Source organism: Ruminococcus flavefaciens ND2009 (genome assembly GCF_000621785.1).
GTDB lineage: Bacteria > Bacillota > Clostridia > Oscillospirales > Ruminococcaceae > Ruminococcus > Ruminococcus flavefaciens_C.
The window spans coordinates 120798-141626 of record NZ_KK211349.1 but is presented as its reverse complement, the minus strand read 5'-3'; the positions used below and the strand labels follow the sequence as shown (position 1 = coordinate 141626).

Sequence of the window (20829 nt, the reverse complement as noted above, 5' to 3'; positions counted from 1 at the left end):
CACAGCTGATTTCGTAGGACTGCACAAAAAACATTTTCCGACTTTTACATTGACTCGCTCTCGGTCTGCTTTGCATCAAAGGCAGGCTTCTCATACCCCCTTTCGAGCTGTCGGAGCATTAGTTCTCCGAGTGCCTCTTCAGCTCTTTTCCTGCCAAGGAAAGCAGACCAAACACGATAGGTGACACCGTCAACAGTACAGTCGTGATGCAATACGGACTGTACCTCGGGATCTTCACTGCAATGAGTCTTTTCAAGGTTTACGCTCATACATCCGCCTCCTCTAAAACTATTCAATTCAAATTCACAGGTACAAAATCTGATCGTACCGTCTTTGCTGAGCCTGCGTGTTACCAGCCCAGACTTTTTGAGCATCCCTTGCGAGGCCTGCTCGGTTTTTTATCACTCCTCTCACAGCGGCAATTATGCTGCTCAGACGCCTCCCATATCTCCCTGATCATAGCCTTTATCTGGCTTTTTTCTCAAAAAAGGCGCCTGCTTTTTTGAAATTCCCAAGGAAAGACGCCTCTGCTTACTTCACAGCAAATGCCGAAGAATCGGCGGGCACTGCCCGTCCGATGTGGAATGGCGGGCGCAAATGACGCCAGCCTTTTTCCTGCAAACCAAAAAGGGGCACGGGTTCTCCCGTTTTCAGCGGCAGGCGGAATGCCGTCTGCGATGCTTGCCGGTCTTTCGGACCGACTTTTGTCCCCCCTGCACTGTCCGATTTTTCTTCCTCTGGTATATCCCCCAACTCGCTCCACGTTGCGCGACAATCGCATTCAACGGGAGCGGTGGGGCAGCTATACCATTTTCACTCTGAGGACGGCTAAAAAGGGGCTTTTTGTGCGTGTTTCGGATAATCACACCTTACACGGTTACTGTCACAGTTATCGTTGCAAAGAAAAGAAGGCGCTTGTTTTATTATAGCTATCAAGTAATATATATCTTCCTTCTTAGCTATAATAATATATTATCTTGTATACTTAATATATAAGCCTATGACATCATGACACAGCCCCTATGACAATTAACTTTTAAATTTCAATGCCAACTCTGCATCGCGGAGCTTGTCCTCGTCCATGTCGTAATTCAGGAATGCGACCTCATATGAGTTCTCTACCTGACGACCGTTGTCAGCATAGTTGTTGTGGATACGAATGATGTCCTTCTGTGCAAGAGTTTTCAGTGCTCGCTCAACGTTGCTCACCGACATCGCAGTGTCTCTTGCAATACCTGTGCGGCTAATGGTCGAGGTTTTCTTTTCGCTGTCGTAGTAGCAGAGTAAGTCCATCACCACCTTGAACTCGGCAGGCGTAGTGATGTTGAGATACTCAAGCGGAGAGTTGATACCGTTAGAGTACGCTGTGCAGTTGATAACGTTCAAATCTTTCATCTACATCTTCCTTTCGCGTTTCGAGTTTTTACTTGTGATGTCAAGAGTGTCCGGACGTCTTAACTGTGTTCAGTATACACGCTCTCTTGACAAAAGTCAATAGATATAGTATACTATCTCTACCGAGTTCAATCTATAATCTATTTTTATGAACAAGTTGTAAACTTTTAGTTTTCAGCTATTTTCAAAGCAATCCGCAGTGTTATGCGCTCTGACGAAATAGAACACTATTTCTGAAAGGAGTTATTATGTTTGAGATAGAAGCACATTACCATGACAGAAAAATATATCTTTCCGACGGAAGAGTTTATCCACTCGGAGAGATACTTCTGCGCTATTTTTCAATAAATTTTTATGACTTAGGTGAACTGTTTGACGTATGTGAACGTGCAAAGTCTGAGCTGAACATCAGTTCCCTGTTCTGCCCTGCTGACATAGGCAAGTGCGCACAGGAAATAGAATTCGCATATGACAACATCATGGACATTGCAAAGTCACTTCCGCCATATGACACAAAACATTTCCGGCACGGTCTGCTGAGAAATCTGTTCGCATACTACAATGACATCTTTGACGAGCCTTTCTATGAGGACTCGGAGTTTGAAGTCGATGACTACAACGAACACTTTGTCAACGCAGAGAGCACTCCTGTGTCCTATGAGGAAATGTATATCACGGAAGATTTGAACGAACTGCGAGCATTATCTGACTACGGATTTGACAGCAAGAAGGTTTTCAGCAACTACGAGAACAGAAAAGATGCTGCAGACTTCACAACTTGTATCGAACAGATGACGAATGAGTTCTCAACTTTTATCGAGGACATTATCCGTGTCAAGAAAATCTTTATGCCGTTCGTTGATGAGCTATGTGACCACAACAGTTATCCAACAACTCAAAAAGTAATTGATACTTTTCAGCGTTATACAAGTATTGTTTCAAGCGGCAGTATGTGCATGGGACACACGGTAATTGATACGAAAAAAGGTCCCATACTCTGCGAAACTTATCGTTTCACATCGCTGGGAGCCTTTCTGTATTTTGAGTTGTTCAAGTGTATCGAGGAGAAGTTCATGCCTGTCAAGTGCCGCAACTGTGGTCGGTGGTTTATCATGAAGCATACAACGTTTTCACACTACTGCAAGCGACTTGTCAGCAGCAATCCTCCGAAAACTTGTCGTGATAATGCAATGAGCCACAACTTCAAGGAGAAGATAAAGAGTGATCCCGTGTGGGAGATATACAATCGTGCATACAAGCAGCACTACGCTCGCTATATGAAAAAGAAAATGAGCAAGTCTGAATTTGCTGAATGTGGAGAGTATGCTATTGGGCTGCGGCAGAAGGCTGCTGATGGCGAGCTGGAGATGGAAGAGTATCAGAGGTTAATGAGAATATAGCATAAATGTCACTTGATTAAATCGCTCTGTTGTGGTATAATAACTACACTAAAAGAAAGGAGGCAGAGCCATGACTTACGAACTGAGACACTTTGATACTCCGCTGATGCGTTTCACAGCAACAGAAGATACAAGCTCACCCGAGATAGACATTCTCTGGGTAAATGAAGAAAAAAAGGCATTGCTGCCTCTTGATATGACTATTGACGGCGACAGCGTTTCACGTTGGCTGAGACACAGAACTATACCGAAGAACCGTGCATACGTTCACAGCTTTCTAAGCAAGTGCGGACTCAATCTCAACCGTCCTATGAGCATACTAAGCGTATCAAAGGGACTGTCGCTGAACGACTGCTACTGGGTAGTTGAGGAAGGTTTTGAGGGCGGCTTCTCGCGGTACAATCTGTACGAAAACAGGTTCAGCAGAGTGCTGGGACTTATCGCTTTCACAGGTTACGGCAGCTCTGTGAGAACTTCTCTGGCGTCCTGTCCTGAGTTCACAACTAACGGTATGCTGCCTAAGTGCTGGCGCAGAGAGAACGGAGTTATCAGACTTTACAAAGGCGGAACAAGCGGAGCTTCAAATACAGGTAATGAGCCATACTCGGAATTTTACGCTGCTCAGATAGCAGATGCTCTTGGTATCAACGCCATCTCCTATGGGCTGTCAAAATGGCAGAGTGAATTGTGCTCCACCTGCGAGCTGTTCACAAGCAAGGACTACTCCTTTATGCCGATAGGCAGACTTGTCAGCAAGGGCGGTATGAAAGCTGTCCGTGAGTATTACGAATCACTGGGCGAGGAGTTCATAAATGCGCTTGACGATATGCTTGTGCTTGACGCAATAATATGCAACGTAGACAGACATTTCGGAAACTTTGGCTTCTTGGTGGATAACCGTACAAACAAGATAGCTGCTCCTGCACCGCTGTTCGATCACGGTAACTCACTTTTCAATCTTGCAGGCAGGGACGACCTCGCCTCGGGTACGGCACTAAGCGATTATGCAGATACGCTTGTACCGTGCGTTTATGACGACTTCATCGGCACTGCGAAACAGGTGCTAAGCAACAGGCACAGAGACGGACTTCGCAGGCTGCTCGACTTCCGCTTCAATCGCCATTCAAGATATAATCTCGATAGTAAACGACTGAAACTCATCGAGGAGCAGATACACAAACGTGCAAAGGAATTGCTGAAATAAACAAGCTGTTCAAATTACGCAATATGCAAAAAAGCCGCAGGGATTACCCTGCGGCTTAGTTATTATCAAATATTCAAGAATTATCATACCTTGTACACTGAAAGTGTACAAGCTTGTTATTGTACATTTTTAGTGTACACATTTTTGTGATTGCAATTTCAAATTCATCGATGTATAATGATGTTAGAAATTCACAGGAGGTTGAAACTATGTTTTTATTGGAAAGCAAAGAAAATATAGGCAAATATCTGAAAAAACTGATAAAAGAAAGAGGATTTGAAAAAGATGCTGATTTCAGCAGAGCTTACCTAAAAGAAAAATACAGAAATATTGATTATACAGAAGATGATTTGAATGAACAATTAAAAACGACAAAAAGCACTTTTTCACAAATATTCAGCGGAAATAAAGGTATCACAATAGAGCATCTGGCAATAATATCAAAGCTTCTCTGCGTTTCCTGTGAGGAGATACTTTCGGCTGGTAAGCAATATGCTTCTACAAGAAATCACGTCACAAATTATGAAATTGCTCAGTCACACGACAGAAAAGTCTGGGACGAGTATATGAAGCGTGAGGACAAGTTGTTCTTAAACTGCGACGAATATCGTAAAACAGTAATAGATTACGCTCTCGAATTTAAGAACTATAGTTTTATGAAGTATCTTCTTGAGGAAAACTTTATATGGTTTGTAGATAATTCAAAAGAGAACTATGAACTGTACTATTATGGTGCTGATACAAGCATTAAATCTAACTGGGATAGATTTGATATGCCAGATCAGTTTATGCATAGGAAACTATATGAGGAAGACAAACTGAGAACACAGACTGCTGTTTTGGCAATTGAAAACGGAGACTGCGATGTCTTAGACAATCTACACGCGAGAGAGATACCCGAGTTACATGATATTACTATATGGGGAACTGACAACTTAGATTTTGTTAAAAACCGGAATGATGATCTGATAGAAGCTATCGCCGCTTCTGAAAATGAAGAAATCCTTGCGTACTTCTCTGATGAATTCCCTGTACAAGACAGATGGAAAAGAGAAAACTCTTTGATGTTCCCATTTTTGAATGATGTTATCAAAATAATGCTTGACAACAATAATAATAAATTTGCTGAATTTATTATCCGCAAAATGATCGCTCATAATAAATCTACTTATGAAAAGACATATTCTCTTATCAAAGAAGCCTGTCAAGCAGAATATAATGCAATACAAAAGAATAAAGAGAAAATCATCAAGGAAGCATATCAAAATGGTATCAGCCTTGCTGATTTAAAAGTATCTGGCTATGAAGGACATCACGAAAAAGTGGACCGGTCGCCGTCAGAACTGGAGCCGCATCTACGCTCAGCTTGTGATATATTATGGCGACAGGATACCCGAATAACATTTTCATCTTGACAATCAAATAATCATGTGCTAATATGCAGATAAGACCGACTGCTTTCACAATCGGTCTCATCATATACTCTTTTATTGCACTATTTTTCGTTTACACAGAATTTGGGATTGACTCTGATTTCCTGTATAAACTGTGTTTTCCCTGCTTTGATAAACAGGTATACAGGTATTGCCTTGCTGCTCATATAGTCAGGCATTTTTCAAGCTTGGCAAGGATATCAGCTTTTTTGTATCTCTTTCCTCTGAATACAAGCTGATTGATACGGTCACCGTAGACCTCATGCCAGTCGTCCTTCAAATTGGGATAATTCTTGAACATACCCAGTCATAAAATACTAAGATACGACATATTTCGACAAAATCTCTGAGAGTATAGCCAGTTTTAATGTGGTATAATAATCACGGCACGGTTTTATACCGTCAAATTATGAAAGGAGATGTTACTATGAACATCGAGACTATGCTGCAAATTGTAGCCGAACAGAACCACACGACAGTTGAAGAAGTGCGAAAAGAAATGGAAAAGGCAATTATTGATGCAAAAGATACGCCGAATTTCAAAAAGACCTTCGACAATAAGATGCCGACATTGGAGGAATTTATAGAGAAAGGAATTGAACTTGTTAAAGAGAATATGGATAGTTGATAATGCTCATAACAATACTGCCAAAGGTCTGTTTTTGACTACATATTCGCCTTATTGCTTATGCCGAATTGATTCCACCGCCATAGAAAGCACTTCCGATATGTAAGGCTTATCTACTTTATAGTAGAATATTGACTGAACGCGCTGTGGATCATACTCATATGCGGATTCTATTGCTTTTCTCATATTACGCTCGACAGCTCTAACATTTTTACCATGTTCCATTGCAACCATCGGATACAGTTCTTTTGTAAGGGATTTGAGAAGATGAGGCGATTTTAACGATAGAAGTATTGCTTTTATGAGAAGATGATAACCGGTTAAATGAGGGCGAATACCAAGTTTCTGTACAAATTTTACGACGTCGTTTTCCAGCTGGTCTGTATGTAATTCATTTCCTTTTGACGACAGGCTGGCTGGCAAATGATACGTATTTTTTTCTTCATTTTCATTGATTACAGCGTTGTTTGATAACATAATTATTCTCCTTTTATGTTCCGTAGTTTTAATGTTGTAGTATAGGCTGAAAAACGACAGGATCACTGCTTGCTTCAATAGTTATTATTTTAAGAAAAACAGTTGACATAATTTGATATTAATGATATAATCATACCATTAAATGTCAAAGTCTATGCATTGTTTCCCTGCTATTTGAATAAGGCTTTATGTCGAATTAGCCTACTTACTATATATGAATTGTAACATAATTCGCGGTTTATTTACAAGCTATTTTCAGTATAATCATTGTATAACTTTAGTCTATTTTATTGAACTCAAAAAAATACCAAAAAGGAGCTTTTTATTGCATGGAAATCGAAAAACTCAAAAAAACTACCATTGAACGACTAAAAAAGGTCAAGACAGAACAGGGATTATCCGTTTCAAGAATAATGGAAATGCTCGAAGCAAAGGGAAAGTTTGTGTCGGAAGCGACAGTTAAAAGAATTTTTTCTGAGGGCTCTGAGGAATTTAATTTTCGTTATCAGGATTCTATAGCGCCTCTTGCTGACGTACTTCTTGACCTTTACGGCGATACCAGCGGACTTGATGAAGTAATGGCTTTGAAGCAGATAATACACGACAAGAATCAGACCATAGAATTTATGATGATAAAATTTGAAGAACAGAAATCTGCATATGAAAAGAATGTTGCGCATCTGAAAGGTCAGATACATAGACTTAATGAAAGACTGGATATCCGAGAAAGATCTATTGAACGCAAGGACGCTATCATGGAAAAGCTCCTTAATGCATATCTGCTTAAGGAAACCAGTGATATAGAAGTTGAGTTGTAAATATCAGTATAATCCCCTCTGTAAGTCTTATTAAGATTACAGGGGGGATTTCATTTAGAGATATTTGAAGTTATTACTCTTCATTCTTTTTGGCGAAACATTCCTGATTTTTTGAAATTAATAATTGTTATTATATTGACAATCCACAGCCAAGAACAATCTGTGCCATATAGAAATAGCCAAACATCATCAGCAGTGTGACAATTACGACCGCAGGCAGAGATTTGTTTCTTGATAGCCGGTGCTTTCTGATTTTTTCTTTTGACATATAAACCTCTCCTTTTTTAGTATACCATCTTACACTTAATTGATACATATGTTCATATTATACACCCATTTCATAGAAAAGACAATAGGGGACAACCATGAATTTACATATATTCTATAAATGTCAATGATGACCTAATAAGAAAGAAAACCGCCCGTGAAAGGGCGGTCATCAAATTAGTATATTTTCTTAGTTCTTTTTCATGAATTCTTCCAATGACAATGGTTTTTCTTTTGTAGTCGAGGCATGCTGTCCTTCTGTTTCTGAAGTGAACTGATCTCATTTTCATATGACTGACGCATATCTGTATATTCATCTCTGGTTATTATACAACATTCAGGCAGCATATTTCGAAGCTGAATATATATTTTTATCATTTAACTTAATAGAATGTTTCCCAGCTTCCAATCACTATAAAGTATTGATATATTCAAAAAAGCCGACCTTGTATGGCTTCTGTACGAAACCAACAAAATCGGCTTTAAAATCGCTTGAAAATTCTATATTAGGTTTTGGGCTATTTTCTGAGCTTTTCCGTACTTTTATTCCTGGCTGTCTTTGTATCAGCTCTCAAAACGCCTTTTGGCGCGTTCGAATCGTATTTTTACGGTTTGGGATCTACGGTAACACATAAAAAATTTTTTCTTTTTGATACGCAAAAACTCCCGAAAAATCGGGAGTTTTTGGCTTGGGATCTATTTTATAACATAGATATGGAGCTTGTGACGGGACTCGAACCTGCGACCGAGGACTGTTTTTAAAGCGAACATAATTTCTTTTTGTTGTTACGCTGCTTTTGCCACAGTTTCCTTCAGTTCGCCTACGAATCTGTAATATATTTCTACTTGCTGATATGTCTTTCCATAGAGCTTTTCCTTGTGGTGGACAACTATTTTGTCGATAAGCTCATTGAGTATATCAGCATTGAGTTCCTTTATATCCGTATAACTGTCAATTACTTTTGTAAATTTATCGGCGGCATCAGATCTGGCTTTGAGCGTCGTGATCTCATATGTCAGTTCGGGCATAGACTTTTTGAGTTCTGCCTGTTCTTCCTCAAATGTTTTTGTCATCTGTGCATAGCGATCATCTGAGATCTTTCCGAGTGCATTATCTTCATAGAGCTTGTTAAGCAGGCGGTCTATCTCAGCTACTCTGCCCTGTGCTTTTTCAAGCTCATGTTCATGCTGTATTATCTTCTTTGCACTGCTGTCGCTGCACTTGCTGTCGAGGAATGACCTGAACTCATCCTTATTTTTACGATATGACTTCAGCACTCTCCGGACATCTTTCAGCACAAGCTTGTACACCACATCGTAGGTAATATAATGCGAAGCACAGTATTCCTTGCCGTGAGTTTTATACATCCAGCATGAGTATGCTCCGTGATATGTACCGTCTTTGCGTTTCTTCTGCGAGTAGGTGAGTGCGTGACCGCAGTCCGCACAGTAGAGCAGACCTGCGAACATCTGAACCTCACCTGTCTGCGTTGGACGCCTCTTGGTACTCATCATTCTGTGTGCTTCGTCCCATAATTCCTGTGTTATTATCGGCTCATGACAGTTCTCAACGATTATCCAGTCCTCTCTCGGGACCTTGACTTTCTCCTTGCTTTTCATCGACTTGCACCGCTGCTTTCCGTAGATTAGTTTACCGAGATAGACTTCGTTTTCGAGAATCACTCGGATAGAAGTAACGTGCCAATCGAACTCCTTTCTCCAGTAATCCGACTTGAAGTAATCAGGATTGTGGAGATTGAAGTAAGCTATCGGTGTGAGAACTTTTTCCTCACGAAATATTTTCGTGGTCTTATTGTAGCCTATCCCCTGTGCCGCCATTCTGAATATCCTTCGTACTGTCTCCGCGGCAGGCTCATCTATCACAAGGTGATGTCTGTCATTCGGGTCCAGCTTGTAACCGAAGGGCGGCTTTGAACCGATGTACTGTCCGGCTTTCGCTTTTGCCTTCTTCGCAGTCTTAGTCTTGATAGAAGCCTCTCTTGCGAAGTAATCGTTCAGCACATTACGCATCGGGAACATCATATCGTTTTCATTTTTCATAGAGTCATAGTTATCACTGACCGCTATGAACCGAACCCCGAGCTCTTTGAACTTTTCAACGTACATTCCGACTTCGATATACGACCTTCCGAATCGTGACTGGTCTTTTACCAGGACGGTATCTATCAGTCCGTTCTGAATGTCTTCATACATTCTCTGGAACGCAGGACGGTCAAAGTTAGTGCCGCTGTATCCGTCATCATCGTACACTTCATAATTTTCTATTGCATGATCCTTGCAGTACTGCTCCAATAATAATTTCTGCGAGCCAATGCTTACGCTTTCGCCCATTCGCCCGTCATCGACCGAGAGCCTGCAATACAGAGCTGCTTTTTTAGGCTGTTTGTTTTTCATTATAACTCCTTTCACAGCCGTGCAGCAGATCCTTACACGGACAGTATACCACACCTCCGCTCAGGAATCCAGTGTGCACAGCTGATTTCGTAGGACTGCACAAAAAACATTTTCCGACTTCTACATTGACTCGCTCTCGGTCTGCTTTGCATCAAAGGCAGGCTTTTCATACCCCCTTTCGAGCTGTCGGAGCATTAATTCTCCGAGTGACTCTTCAGCTCTTTTCCTGCCAAGGAAAGCAGACCAAACACGATAGGTGACACCGTCAACAGTACAGTCGTGATGCAATACGGACTGTACCTCGGGATCTTCACTGCAATGAGTCTTTTCAAGGTTTACGCTCATACATCCGCCTCCTCTAAAACTATTCAATTCAAATTCACAGGTACAAAATCTGATCGTACCGTCTTTGCTGAGCCTGCGTGTTACCAGCCCAGACTTTTTGAGCATCCCTTGCGAGGCCTACTCGGTTTTTTATCACTCCTCTCACAGCGGCAATTATGCTGCTCAGACGCCTCCCATATCTCCCTGATCATAGCCTTTATCTGACTTTTTTCTCAAAAAAGACGCCTGCTTTTTTGAAATTCCCAAGGAAAGACGCCTCTGCTTACTTCACAGCAAATGCCGAAGAATCGGCGGGCACTGCCCGTCCGATGTGGAATGGCGGGCGCAAATGACGCCAGCCTTTTTCCTGCAAACCAAAAAGGGGCACGGGTTCTCCCGTTTCAGCGGCAGGCGGAATGCCGTCTGCTATGCTTGCCGGTCTTGCGGACCGACTTCCGCACCGCAGGTTTGTCCGTTTTTTCTCCCTCTGATATATCCCCCAACTCGCTCCACGTTGCGCGACAACCGCGTTCAACGGGAGCGGTGGGGTAGCTATACCATTTTCACTCTGAGGACGGCTAAAAAGGGACTTTCTGTGCGTGTTTCGGATAATCGTCCCTTACACGGTTACTGTCACAGTTATCATTGCAAAGAAAAGAAGGCACATAGTTTATATAACTATCAAGTAATATATAACCTTCTTCTTTGCTATATAATATATATTCTATTGTTTACTTAATATATAAGCGTATGACATCATGACACAGCCCCTATGACAATTAACTTTTGAACTGAAGCGCAAGCTCTGCGTCGCGGAGCTTGTCCTCGTCCATGTCGTAATTCAGGAATGCGACCTCGTATGAGTTATCGACCTGACGACCGTTGTCAGCATAGTTGTTGTGGATACGAATGATATCCTTCTGTGCAAGAGTTTTCAATGCGCGTTCAACGTTGCTCAACGACATTGCAGTATCTCTTGCAATACCTGTGCGGCTTATGGTCGAGGTTTTCTTTTCGCTGTCGTAATAACAGAGTAAGTCCATCACCACCTTGAACTCGGCAGGCGTAGTGATGTTGAGGTACTCCAGCGGAGAGTTGATACCGTTTGAGTACGCTGTGCAGTTGATATTGTTTTTCATTTACATCTTCCTTTCAAATTGACAATAGCTTTTGAACGAATGATGTCAAGAGTTGTCCGGACGTCTTAACTGTGTTCAGTATACACCAGACCTTGACATAAGTCAATAGATGTTGTATAATAACTCTATCGGTTTCGATTTATTATCTATTAATTGTAAACTTTTTGTGAACAATCAAATTATAAAGCGTTATGCAGATGATTATTGATTACAAATGTTTAGATGGTTACAGCTATAACTGCGAACACAAATTCTGAAAGGAGAAGCTATGTTTGAGATGGAAGCGCACTACCACGACCGCAAGATTTATTTATCAGACGGAAGAGAGTACCCACTTGGAGAAATACTTCTGCGCTATTTTTCAGCAAATATAAAGGATCTTGAAGATATTTATGATGTTTGTAAACGTGCAAAATCACAACTGAACATCAGTTCTGAGTATCAACCGTATGCGATCGGTGAGCGAGCACAAAAGGTTGAAGATGCTTATGAGCGTATCTTTGATATTGCAAAGAAGCTTCCGCCGTATGACAAGCAACACTTCCGCAGAGGTGTTCTGCAAAACTTGTTTGCTTATTACGATGACCTGTTTGTAAATTATTATAGGGAACAGAAAAACGACGATGAAGATGATGACGATTATTATTTCACAGACAGGTCAGAAGGAATAGATGACGGATATATCAGTGAAAATCTCAACGAGCTCAAACGGCTTCCTGACTATCATCTTGATGATGAAAAAGCGTTGAATGATTCCGAGAAAAAACAGTACGCGATAGAATTCATTTCACATATCAGAAAGATAGCTGATGAGTTTGAAACATTTGTTGCAGACCTGCTGCGAGTAAAAAATGTTTTTATGCCGTTCGTTGACGAACTCTGTAACCACAACAACTATCCTTCAACCGAAAAAGTTATCGAAGAATTTCAGAAGTTTACCGCAACACATAATCTCAGCAACTCATATCTTAATCTGGAGTCCGGTGGCAGTATGTGCATGGGACATACAGTAATTGAAACGAAAAAAGGTCCCATACTCTGTGAGACTTATCGTTTCACATCGCTGGGAGCCTTTCTGTATTTTGAGTTGTTCAAGTGTATCGAGGAGAAGTTCATGCCTGTCAAGTGCCACAACTGTGGTCGGTGGTTCATCATGAAGCACACCACCTTTTCGCACTACTGCAAGCGGCTTATAAGCAGCAATCCTCCCAAGTCCTGCCGTGACATATCCATGCGTCACACCTTCAAGGACAAGCTCAAGAACGATCCAGTGTGGGAGATATACAACCGAGCATACAAACAGCACTATGCTCGTTTTATGAAAAAGAAGATGAGCAAGTCTGACTTTGCTGAGTGGGGGGAGTATGCTATTGAGCTGCGGCAGAAGGCTGCTGATGGTGAGTTGGAGATGGAAGAGTATCAGAAACTAATCAGGATGTAGTCGCCTAATCAAATAACGAATGCAGTCATTTCACTGCGAAATATCTGAATATTATTATATTGTAAATGCAAAAACAATTGTATCAAGTATTTTTTTTATTCTTTTCCAATCTTCTTCTATAAACGGTTGATTTCCTGCTTCAATTTTGTTTCGCATAGAAATGAACTTCTTTTTTATTTCTTCTTTATGAGTTATAACCCCTTGATATAAGTATTCCTCGTCACTTCCATTTTTTATCTTCCTTCTTGCTTCCCATTCTATTGGATAAAACACTTCATTCTCTTTGATGATAGAATCTGGTAAATATAGCTCAATTGAACACGCTTTTTTATTAATATCATCATTGCAAATAGTACCATTAGGAAGTAGTGTTGGGTACGATTTAAATAACTTATCTTGTGGATACAAAAAAATCTTGATATTATCCGACCAATTCTTAATATCATTTTCTAAACTGCATTTACTTTGATATCCTTCAACATCATTATCAAATATTGCAATAAACTTTGATTTGAGCTTTGAAAAATAAAAAGCCTTTAGATTTGTAACAATTAGGGAAGCACCTCCGCCTCTTTTCCCTCCATATCCATCCTCAAAATCCATAAAGTAGAACAAATCTGATAAATGAGGATAAAACTTTGCAATTGCAAATTCAAGAATTTCCTTATCACTTGTCCCTTCTACTAACACAATTGTTTTTTCATCGTTTTCTGCGGCTAAACGTCCTTTCGGAATGGCATCCTCTGCCCAGGCGCTTAAATAAGTAAAATCTAATATTATTTCATCTACTGGTTCACAACTTTCTAAAATGAGCCGAAGAATGTATGCAATAGGTATTACTTCAACTTTTAATCCATAAAATGATTCCATCAAATCCTCTTTCAGTGAATAATAAATGATTTTATCGCATTCTGTCCTTATCCCCATTTTCTCTTTATCATCATTTATAAAAGGATAGCTCCTGCCATGTTTCAATTCATATTTGATTATCTTATTAATTGAATTGATCCATTTTTTAAAAGTAACATACTTATCAATCCTCTTTTTTATTATTTCTTCATAGCTATCATAATCAATATTAAGCTTAAAAAGAAATGGAGAATAGTCAATAGCCTCATTTCGAGATTGATTAAAAAGAGTTTCAAACCGTGAAATTGTAAATCCAAGTGCATCTAATCGCTCTTTGGCTTTTTGAACAGTTGTCTTATACATATGCTTTGTATAACTTTTTGAATCCTCATCATTAGTGGTGTTAATATAATTAGGTATACAAACATAGTCAAGTTTTGAAAACAGCAAATGAACTATATCATTCTGTAAGTAATTTCTAAAACTATATAAAGTCAAATTTCTGATTATAATATCCGCATATTCACTCACATTAAAAATCCTCCTTTTTGTTTACTTATAAAATCCATTTTCATTAGGTTCACCAAAGCAGCTATGGCAAGTATAAGGCTCTGAGATTTCACTTATTCCATTGGCTGTAAGTTTAAGCTCCCGTGTAATAAACGGAAATATCCTGCAATGACTTATCATCAGCAAGCCCATCTGAGGATTATCTCGGATCACTTTGTTGATAATGTTGCTTATATGCTTTGCATTTACAAAATCAAGGTTATTCAACGGTTCGTCGATAATCAGTAGGTCTGCGTCTGAGCGAGTAGCTATAACAGAGAACACTTGTAGTAGCCTTTGCTCACCGCCGCTGAATTTACCTGGTTTGGACTTAGCATCGAATATCCTGCTGTTATCTCCGCGGCGTGGCAGCCATTCGTCAATCAGGTCATTGACCTCGGAATAGCTCATATCATTGCCTGCGTGGGCTTCTCCGCTGTTGCTGATAACGTCTCTGACCTGTATGCGTCCCATTTCAGAGTATTCGTCCTTTTGTGGAATATAAGCGATACTGGAACGAAACCGCTGCAATTCGTCATCACTTAACGAGAGAATATCACCGAATGTATGGTGTGTGATCCTGCCTTCGATTTTCTTTCCATCGGTTTCTAACCGCATAATGCTTTTCAGTATGGAACTCTTTCCGATGCCGTTTTCTCCAGATAATAAGACCGCTTCACCCTGCCCTATGTCAAATGAAACATTCTGCATCAAAGTGCGTTGTTTCAGCTTTATCGACAGGTTATCTATACTAAGGATATTCCCCATAACTACTTCCTCCAGAGTCGCTTATTTGATATGTTTGAAGCTATAAGCAAAGTAATGATCTCAATAAACGGTATCAATAGCAGTATCAGTAATTTCACAGCATTGTAATTAACAAACAGAAATACAATACCCGAAAAAGCAAATGATGCGATAATTGATATGATTCCAGTGCCACGGACAAGCCTGTAATATGCTTTGTTAAGTTGCTTTCTATCAAAGCCCAGTATTATCAATCGTCTGAAATTACTTGAAACAGATTTGGTCAGCAAAATAGTAAATGCGACCGATGTCACAATCGAGACTATGCTCAAAACCACTAAATACGGGATAATGCTTCGGAGCGACAACATGATCTCATCATCACGATAAACGATATTCTCAAGCGAGCCTATCGCTGACAATTCGTTGATCGGATCCTTTGTAAACAAGATACTGCTGTGCGTGATGTTTTCGATGTACCGTTCGTCATAGCCCATAATGATGATCCCATCACTATGATCCATACCGTTCGTCGCCATGATACCTACCGCTTCGGGAAGGAGCTGCTCAATGACATACTCACAGCTCTCACCGTTGACAATATGCTTTGAGTATAGCTTATCGCCGATATGTAGATTATTGGATTTGGCTACATTCTCAGATACAGCCACACCGTTGGTGCCAAGTGGCTCTGCGTTCCAAGAGACCATATCTGTATACAGCGAATCTTTTGACTGCATAACAATATCTGCGTTCAAACTGGTGTTTGCATTGGCAGACAAGGTAAATTCAATCCCTGCATTGAACTGATAATAGTCATCTTTCTGAACTGTATCCTGCATCGTTACCGAATAATCGTAGTCTGAGAGCAGCAGAGAGTTCAACCGGATAGCATCTTTATTTACGGAAAGAATCAGTATGAGCATAAGAAAAAACGAGATCAGAGAGAATGCCAATGATGTGATGATCGTCTTTCTTTGCTCTGCGTGAAGAGCTATACGATTTCTCATTGTGTTATCACCTGACCTCGTTTTTATATTTTAATTCTTCGCCTTGGCTTTTTCTTTTTTGGTGATGCTCTTTATCATGGAATTGTTCATTGAGAGACTAATGATCTCTGCCACAAGCACTGCCGCAGGAATGAAGGCGATCTCAATACCGATAGTACTCTTTGGAATATACATAGCTGAAGTATTCAGTTTAAGGAACAGTATAGCTCCATAAGCTACTGCAAAACAGAGCAATTCACAAATGAAAGATTTGGTGTAGTATGGCTTTACATTCTGCCCCTTGGGGATACAGTGCTTGGTGAAATAGCCCTTTTCGCTGCCACGCTTTGCCATGACTACATTGAAAGCAATTATCAAAACGGCTGACAGGGCTGTTCCGATCCATATCATCAGAGGACTGACCTTCTTATCAAGGCTGTTTTCTCTGACTCGGAAATCCGTAATTTCATTTGCATATCCAGATTCCATGATAGCATCATAATGTACCTGATACTGCTCATCACTGTCAAAACGGTCACGATTCTTTAGTCTGCCCATAGGTCTGTAATCCTTGGTCAGATAAGCCTGACAAGTGTTATAGTCGCTTGCAGAGATATACATTTGTGAATAGCCGTTGTTCTGGGATTTTTGAACGATAGCATCTTTCTGCTCGGTGCTGATCTGCGCAAGGATAGCTCCGTTTTCGTAAATGCTGTTTGTCTCGTAAATAGCGTATATCTTATATTCTGCGGTCGTATCACCAATAGAAAGAGATACGGTATCGCCAATATCTGTCGAAGTATCCTTACAGAACTGCCAGTCCACAAGAATCGGATTGTCAAAGTCTGAATCTGACTTCTTGATAAGACGTTTGTCGTTATACATTGTAATATCGACATTTTCAAAATGGTCACTTAGCAGAACTGTTGTGGTGCGAGTTTTGCCGCCTGCATTTACAGCTGTCTTTGTCAGGAAGAACGGAAATACTTTATCAATTCCATTACTTCCGGGAAGTTCGTTTATCTGCTCAAAAGACGGCTCCGGAGCGATAAAGTCGATATTTGTGTTCTTATATACGCTCTGTGAATTGTAGTTATCAGCTATCTGAGAGATAAACGGGAATACGAACAACAGTCCAGCTACTACAGCAATGACAGCACTCAGGATTATTGATAATAAGGCTCTGTGCCTGATCCAATAGCCTGTCATTCTTCCTCCTCCATCTTTTCTTCAGTTTTCTCTACAAATATCAGCGTGCTCTGCTTATCATAAGAAGGATCGACATTATCATCAAACACCAGTGTCATCGGAACTTCGCCTACTGCATTAGGAACAAACTGAATAACACATTCCTGATCTGTTGTCTCTTTTGCGGCATTTGCTGTGAATTCGTATGTAGTAACATTATTTACAGCATCAAAGTTAGGCGTAATGATCTGACCATCCATATACTTTGCATCAACATTATCTATGCTCGGAATAGTCAGAACCACCTTGACTTGAGAAACCTTTTTCTTGTTCGAGCTAACTTTGAATTTCACTTTCATATAGACGGTATCACCAATTGCGTATTCCTTGGTACCGTCACCATAGCTATGACCTTTATCCGAACTATAGAAGAAATCAGACGCAGCTGAATATGTTATTTTTCCGCAAGCTGTAAGTGATCCCATCACAAGAGCTGCAACAAGCAGAGAAGAAATTGTTCTTTTGATTCTTTTCATTTTTATATACTCCTTTTTCTAAGTAATGAATTGCCTGTAATTACATACGGTCAGAGAATTATATCCTGAATTCCAACTGTTATTTCTCCGCTTGAAGAAAATACAACAGCCAATCCGTGCTCAATATCGTAACGATATTTACACATAATTGCTACGCGGGGATATCCCTCTTCATGTTTAACAAAGATACATTCAGGTTTTATATAACTGAATATATTTGCCTTTTTATCATTTTCATCATCATCAATTACATCATCTTTGCAATATTCTTCAAGATAATTTTTGGATTCATCTATCCATTTTGAATGAGCAATAAAGCACTTTAAGGCTTTAATCTGTTCTTTTGTTACTTTTTCGCCTTGGTAGCAGTTATACTCTATGGGGAGATTAAACTTCCGTCCCCAAATCATAATTTCAATAGATTCAATCAAAATCCGACACCTCTTTCTGACCAATCATAGCTTTATACTCTGCAACGCCGCCATAGTGTTTAAATGTATTATTCACATCAAATGGTACTAATTGCATAGATTCCATGTTATTCATTTCATGCCACGTTAGTTTTACAGGATAATTCTCACGGTATTTTTTTACATCAGAGCCTGTCCAGTTTGTTTTGTTATTACGCTTGGAGGCGTTCCATTGTTTTGCAAGAGCTTCATCCGCCTGTTCGTAGTTGCCTCCTGCTTTGTCTCTATTATCAGTCATTCTGGAAATTTTAACTTCTGCAATTTTATATGGTGAAAAATCAGGAACGCCATTTTTATATGTTACTTTAGTAATTTTAGTTCCGTCAGGAAGTATAATTGGATCATTCAGAACATATTCAGATTCTCCAGTTACGCCAGTCCATCTTCCGATGCCTTTTTTCATCTTTTGCAATTGTTTTATACGTGCTTCATAATTGGTATAAGGCGTATTATACTTGTGATAGTATTCATATCCCTCAGCACCACCATGCACTGCCCCAACAATCGCTCCCCACATATAGCCATCAGCAGAATTCTCAATAGCTTTTTCTGCTGATGAGACACCTACTTTTTCCCAATCGACATTATCCCAATCAATGTCAGTCGCCTCTGTTGACGTAAATGTTTTTACTGCATTATATCCAGAATATGCTGTTGCTGAAGCGGCAGAAATCAATTCAACGCCTGCAATAATTAAACTTATTCCTTCTCCCGCAGTTGCGGCAGTTATTCCACCAGACGGAATTGCAGTCACAAATGATACAGCTGTAATAATTAATCCAACTGTTGCAATAGCGAATCCAATGACCGCAGATGTTCTTCCTGTCTCATCTAATTCATCAGTAGCTCCTGTTAAGCCTCCGTATAGTGAACCTAAAGCTGCGCCAGTACCTGCAAATTTTAGTGATTTATCAGCAGCTGCGATAACAGCACTCGCAATTGGCTTAGGAAGATGAGCTTTTTTTACGACTACAACTGTAACAATCGCACCTGTACCCACTACAATCTTGGTAAGCACTGATTTTATATTAATACCTTCTCCAAAAAGGTGAGTAGTTTGGCTGTTTTCAGCGAAATCCTCAATATGTTCTTGTGGGACATATATTGTTTTGCAGCACAGGACTTCGGCGATGCTTTCTTCATCAAGTAGTAGTTCGGTAATCTTGTCCTCAGCAAGGACAAGTTCTTCCAAGTATATTTCCGATGTTATAAATTCGTGCAACTCTTTTTCAGTAATAGTGTTCTCTATCTCGATATTTTCGGTAATAGTCTGTGGATTAGCATCAGAAATAGTTGGCGTTGGTGGTGGAGAACTTGAACAGCCGACCGACATTAGTAATATTGTAATCACCAATATCAAGGAGATTATCCTGTCTAATATTCTTCGCTTCCCTTTCATACTATCCCCTCCAATATGATTTATGATATACTTCATTCTTTATAGTGATATCTTGTTCCGCGACGTACTAATTCATCAGCCTCATATCTTGTTAGATAAGCTATGTGCTCGTCCTTGATAGTTTTAGCTGATTCACTATTTCTATCGTGTATAACTCCAGTTCTTTTGTTTAATACATAGCTATAGGATGGATAATATGATGTGTCATATCCGTTTTTTCTCCTCCCCATTAATTTGCTTGCAATCCTATCTTCATTCTTTATTAAAATTATAACTATATTCAGAGCAATAGTTGCTATTATAGGAAATAGTATTTTATCTTTATCATAAATAAAAGAGAATATAAACTTAAATAGTAAAAACTCCAGAACAAGAAAAATGAGCCATTTTATTCCTTTAAATATTATACGGATTATAGGCTTTATTATATCAATTAGTAGACTTATCATCATACCAAATATCATAACTATACCACCCAAAATAATAATGACATATAATCCTTTAAGCATAACTGTCATCTCCTTCTAAGGTGATAACTAATATCGTTATTTGGTTTATATAGATAAAGCACTTTCATGTATATTATACATCATAATAATTATATATCATTTAGTGAAATATGACAATATAAACCATTTACAATTCATATTTTTGAAACAATTTTATACGCATCATCTAATTAGAGATGTAGCTTATTAGTTAAAGTTACAACCAATCATGAATAAAGAAGGCTCTAAAATAATTCTGAAAGCTTCATTTCATACCTATCAGTATTTATGGTATTGTTCTGTTTTCGTTAAGAAATGTGGCATTACACTGTTATTGAAACTATAAAAGCTCCCTCTAAATAATCTGACATCGCTATTTATCGTATAATATGATATTTCTTCAACTAGGACAGAAAAATAGCACGTTGATATTTAGTAAAAAATAAGCGTTCCCTCTTATAGAAGGAACGCTTATTTACCATTTTTTATTGGAGCTAGTGACCCGGCTCGAACGGGCGACCTGCGCATTACGAATGCGCTGCACTACCAACTGTGCTACACTAGCATATTAAATTTTTAAATTTGTAAGGTGCTGCACGGTTGTCGCTTTATTTTCAGTCCAAGACCTGCTCATTACGAATGAGCTGCACTACCAACTGTGCTACACAAGCAT

Annotated in this window: 21 protein-coding genes and 1 tRNA gene; 6 read left to right on the top strand and 16 right to left on the bottom strand. The window is 39.6% G+C overall.

All coding sequences use genetic code 11. The features are described 5' to 3' along the window. Nucleotides 1-44 precede the first annotated feature (44 nt). The gene (locus T488_RS0115550; protein ID WP_028521606.1) at nucleotides 45-269 is read right to left on the bottom strand and encodes a hypothetical protein; all 225 of its coding nucleotides are present in this window, start codon (nucleotides 267-269) and stop codon (nucleotides 45-47) included. A 760-nt stretch (nucleotides 270-1029) separates the two neighbouring features. Next, the gene (locus T488_RS0115545; protein WP_028521605.1) at nucleotides 1030-1395 is read right to left on the bottom strand and encodes a hypothetical protein; all 366 of its coding nucleotides are present in this window, start codon (nucleotides 1393-1395) and stop codon (nucleotides 1030-1032) included. A gap of 248 nt (nucleotides 1396-1643) precedes the next feature. Here T488_RS0115545 and T488_RS18295 point away from each other — a divergent pair, with 248 nt between their 5' ends. The 3 genes from T488_RS18295 (at nucleotide 1644) to T488_RS19945 (ending at nucleotide 5414) form a co-directional block, all read left to right on the top strand. Continuing rightward, nucleotides 1644-2795, top strand: a complete 1152-nt coding sequence (locus tag T488_RS18295; RefSeq protein ID WP_037298575.1) for a DUF6076 domain-containing protein — start codon at nucleotides 1644-1646, stop codon at nucleotides 2793-2795. A 70-nt stretch (nucleotides 2796-2865) separates the two neighbouring features. Further along, entirely contained in the window at nucleotides 2866-3999 is a 1134-nt protein-coding gene (locus tag T488_RS0115535) for a protein kinase (RefSeq protein ID WP_028521604.1), read from the top strand. Between the two features lie 209 nt (nucleotides 4000-4208). Next, nucleotides 4209-5414, top strand: a complete 1206-nt coding sequence (locus T488_RS19945) for a helix-turn-helix domain-containing protein (protein ID WP_028521603.1) — start codon at nucleotides 4209-4211, stop codon at nucleotides 5412-5414. 181 nt (nucleotides 5415-5595) lie between these two features. Here T488_RS19945 and T488_RS19725 read toward each other — a convergent pair whose 3' ends face one another. Continuing rightward, nucleotides 5596-5733, bottom strand: coding sequence for a GTP-binding protein (locus tag T488_RS19725; protein WP_242838369.1), 138 nt, complete (start codon nucleotides 5731-5733; stop codon nucleotides 5596-5598). Between the two features lie 126 nt (nucleotides 5734-5859). Between T488_RS19725 and T488_RS0115520 the strand changes: the two genes are divergently transcribed. Continuing rightward, nucleotides 5860-6060 (top strand): hypothetical protein, encoded by a 201-nt coding sequence (locus tag T488_RS0115520; RefSeq protein WP_028515404.1) that lies wholly within the window; start codon nucleotides 5860-5862, stop codon nucleotides 6058-6060. 51 nt (nucleotides 6061-6111) lie between these two features. On the opposite strand, the gene T488_RS0115515 is transcribed toward T488_RS0115520, so the two are convergent. Further along, nucleotides 6112-6537 (bottom strand): sporulation initiation factor Spo0A C-terminal domain-containing protein, encoded by a 426-nt coding sequence (locus tag T488_RS0115515; protein ID WP_028521602.1) that lies wholly within the window; start codon nucleotides 6535-6537, stop codon nucleotides 6112-6114. 329 nt (nucleotides 6538-6866) lie between these two features. On the opposite strand from T488_RS0115515, the gene T488_RS0115510 reads away from it, so the two are divergent. Then, nucleotides 6867-7355, top strand: a complete 489-nt coding sequence (locus T488_RS0115510) for a hypothetical protein (RefSeq protein WP_028521601.1) — start codon at nucleotides 6867-6869, stop codon at nucleotides 7353-7355. 1053 nt (nucleotides 7356-8408) lie between these two features. On the opposite strand, the gene T488_RS0115500 is transcribed toward T488_RS0115510, so the two are convergent. From T488_RS0115500 to T488_RS0115490, 3 genes are all read right to left on the bottom strand, one after another. Next, entirely contained in the window at nucleotides 8409-10037 is a 1629-nt protein-coding gene (locus T488_RS0115500) for a recombinase family protein (RefSeq protein ID WP_028521600.1), read from the bottom strand. 120 nt (nucleotides 10038-10157) lie between these two features. After that, complete coding sequence (locus T488_RS0115495; RefSeq protein ID WP_028521599.1) at nucleotides 10158-10382, bottom strand: hypothetical protein; 225 nt, start codon at nucleotides 10380-10382, stop codon at nucleotides 10158-10160. Between the two features lie 758 nt (nucleotides 10383-11140). Further along, a complete protein-coding gene (locus T488_RS0115490; protein ID WP_028521598.1) occupies nucleotides 11141-11500 on the bottom strand; it encodes a hypothetical protein in 360 nt (119 codons plus the stop codon). A 268-nt stretch (nucleotides 11501-11768) separates the two neighbouring features. Here T488_RS0115490 and T488_RS0115485 point away from each other — a divergent pair, with 268 nt between their 5' ends. Continuing rightward, nucleotides 11769-12941, top strand: coding sequence for a DUF6076 domain-containing protein (locus T488_RS0115485; protein ID WP_028521597.1), 1173 nt, complete (start codon nucleotides 11769-11771; stop codon nucleotides 12939-12941). Between the two features lie 54 nt (nucleotides 12942-12995). On the opposite strand, the gene T488_RS0115480 is transcribed toward T488_RS0115485, so the two are convergent. The 9 genes from T488_RS0115480 to T488_RS0115440 all read right to left on the bottom strand — a co-directional run bounded on the left by T488_RS0115480 (nucleotide 12996) and on the right by T488_RS0115440 (nucleotide 20721). Beyond that, entirely contained in the window at nucleotides 12996-14321 is a 1326-nt protein-coding gene (locus T488_RS0115480) for a HEPN/Toprim-associated domain-containing protein (RefSeq protein ID WP_028521596.1), read from the bottom strand. 21 nt (nucleotides 14322-14342) lie between these two features. Then, nucleotides 14343-15107, bottom strand: coding sequence for an ATP-binding cassette domain-containing protein (locus T488_RS0115475; RefSeq protein WP_028521595.1), 765 nt, complete (start codon nucleotides 15105-15107; stop codon nucleotides 14343-14345). 2 nt (nucleotides 15108-15109) lie between these two features. Continuing rightward, entirely contained in the window at nucleotides 15110-16096 is a 987-nt protein-coding gene (locus T488_RS0115470; protein WP_028521594.1) for a hypothetical protein, read from the bottom strand. A gap of 30 nt (nucleotides 16097-16126) precedes the next feature. Then, nucleotides 16127-17284 (bottom strand): hypothetical protein, encoded by a 1158-nt coding sequence (locus T488_RS0115465; RefSeq protein WP_028521593.1) that lies wholly within the window; start codon nucleotides 17282-17284, stop codon nucleotides 16127-16129. Further along, nucleotides 17281-17799, bottom strand: coding sequence for a hypothetical protein (locus T488_RS0115460; protein WP_028521592.1), 519 nt, complete (start codon nucleotides 17797-17799; stop codon nucleotides 17281-17283). Before T488_RS0115460 ends, T488_RS0115465 begins: the two co-directional genes overlap by 4 nt. 50 nt (nucleotides 17800-17849) lie before the next feature. Continuing rightward, the gene (locus tag T488_RS0115455; RefSeq protein ID WP_028521591.1) at nucleotides 17850-18230 is read right to left on the bottom strand and encodes a DUF6985 domain-containing protein; all 381 of its coding nucleotides are present in this window, start codon (nucleotides 18228-18230) and stop codon (nucleotides 17850-17852) included. After that, the gene (locus tag T488_RS19040) at nucleotides 18223-19668 is read right to left on the bottom strand and encodes an HNH endonuclease (RefSeq protein WP_051536519.1); all 1446 of its coding nucleotides are present in this window, start codon (nucleotides 19666-19668) and stop codon (nucleotides 18223-18225) included. Before T488_RS19040 ends, T488_RS0115455 begins: the two co-directional genes overlap by 8 nt. Nucleotides 19669-19700: 32 nt before the next feature. Next, on the bottom strand, nucleotides 19701-20177 hold the full coding sequence (locus tag T488_RS0115445; RefSeq protein WP_028521590.1) for a hypothetical protein: 477 nt from the start codon (nucleotides 20175-20177) through the stop codon (nucleotides 19701-19703). A 468-nt stretch (nucleotides 20178-20645) separates the two neighbouring features. Then, nucleotides 20646-20721: transfer RNA gene (locus tag T488_RS0115440), tRNA-Thr, on the bottom strand. Nucleotides 20722-20829: the final 108 nt, after the last annotated feature.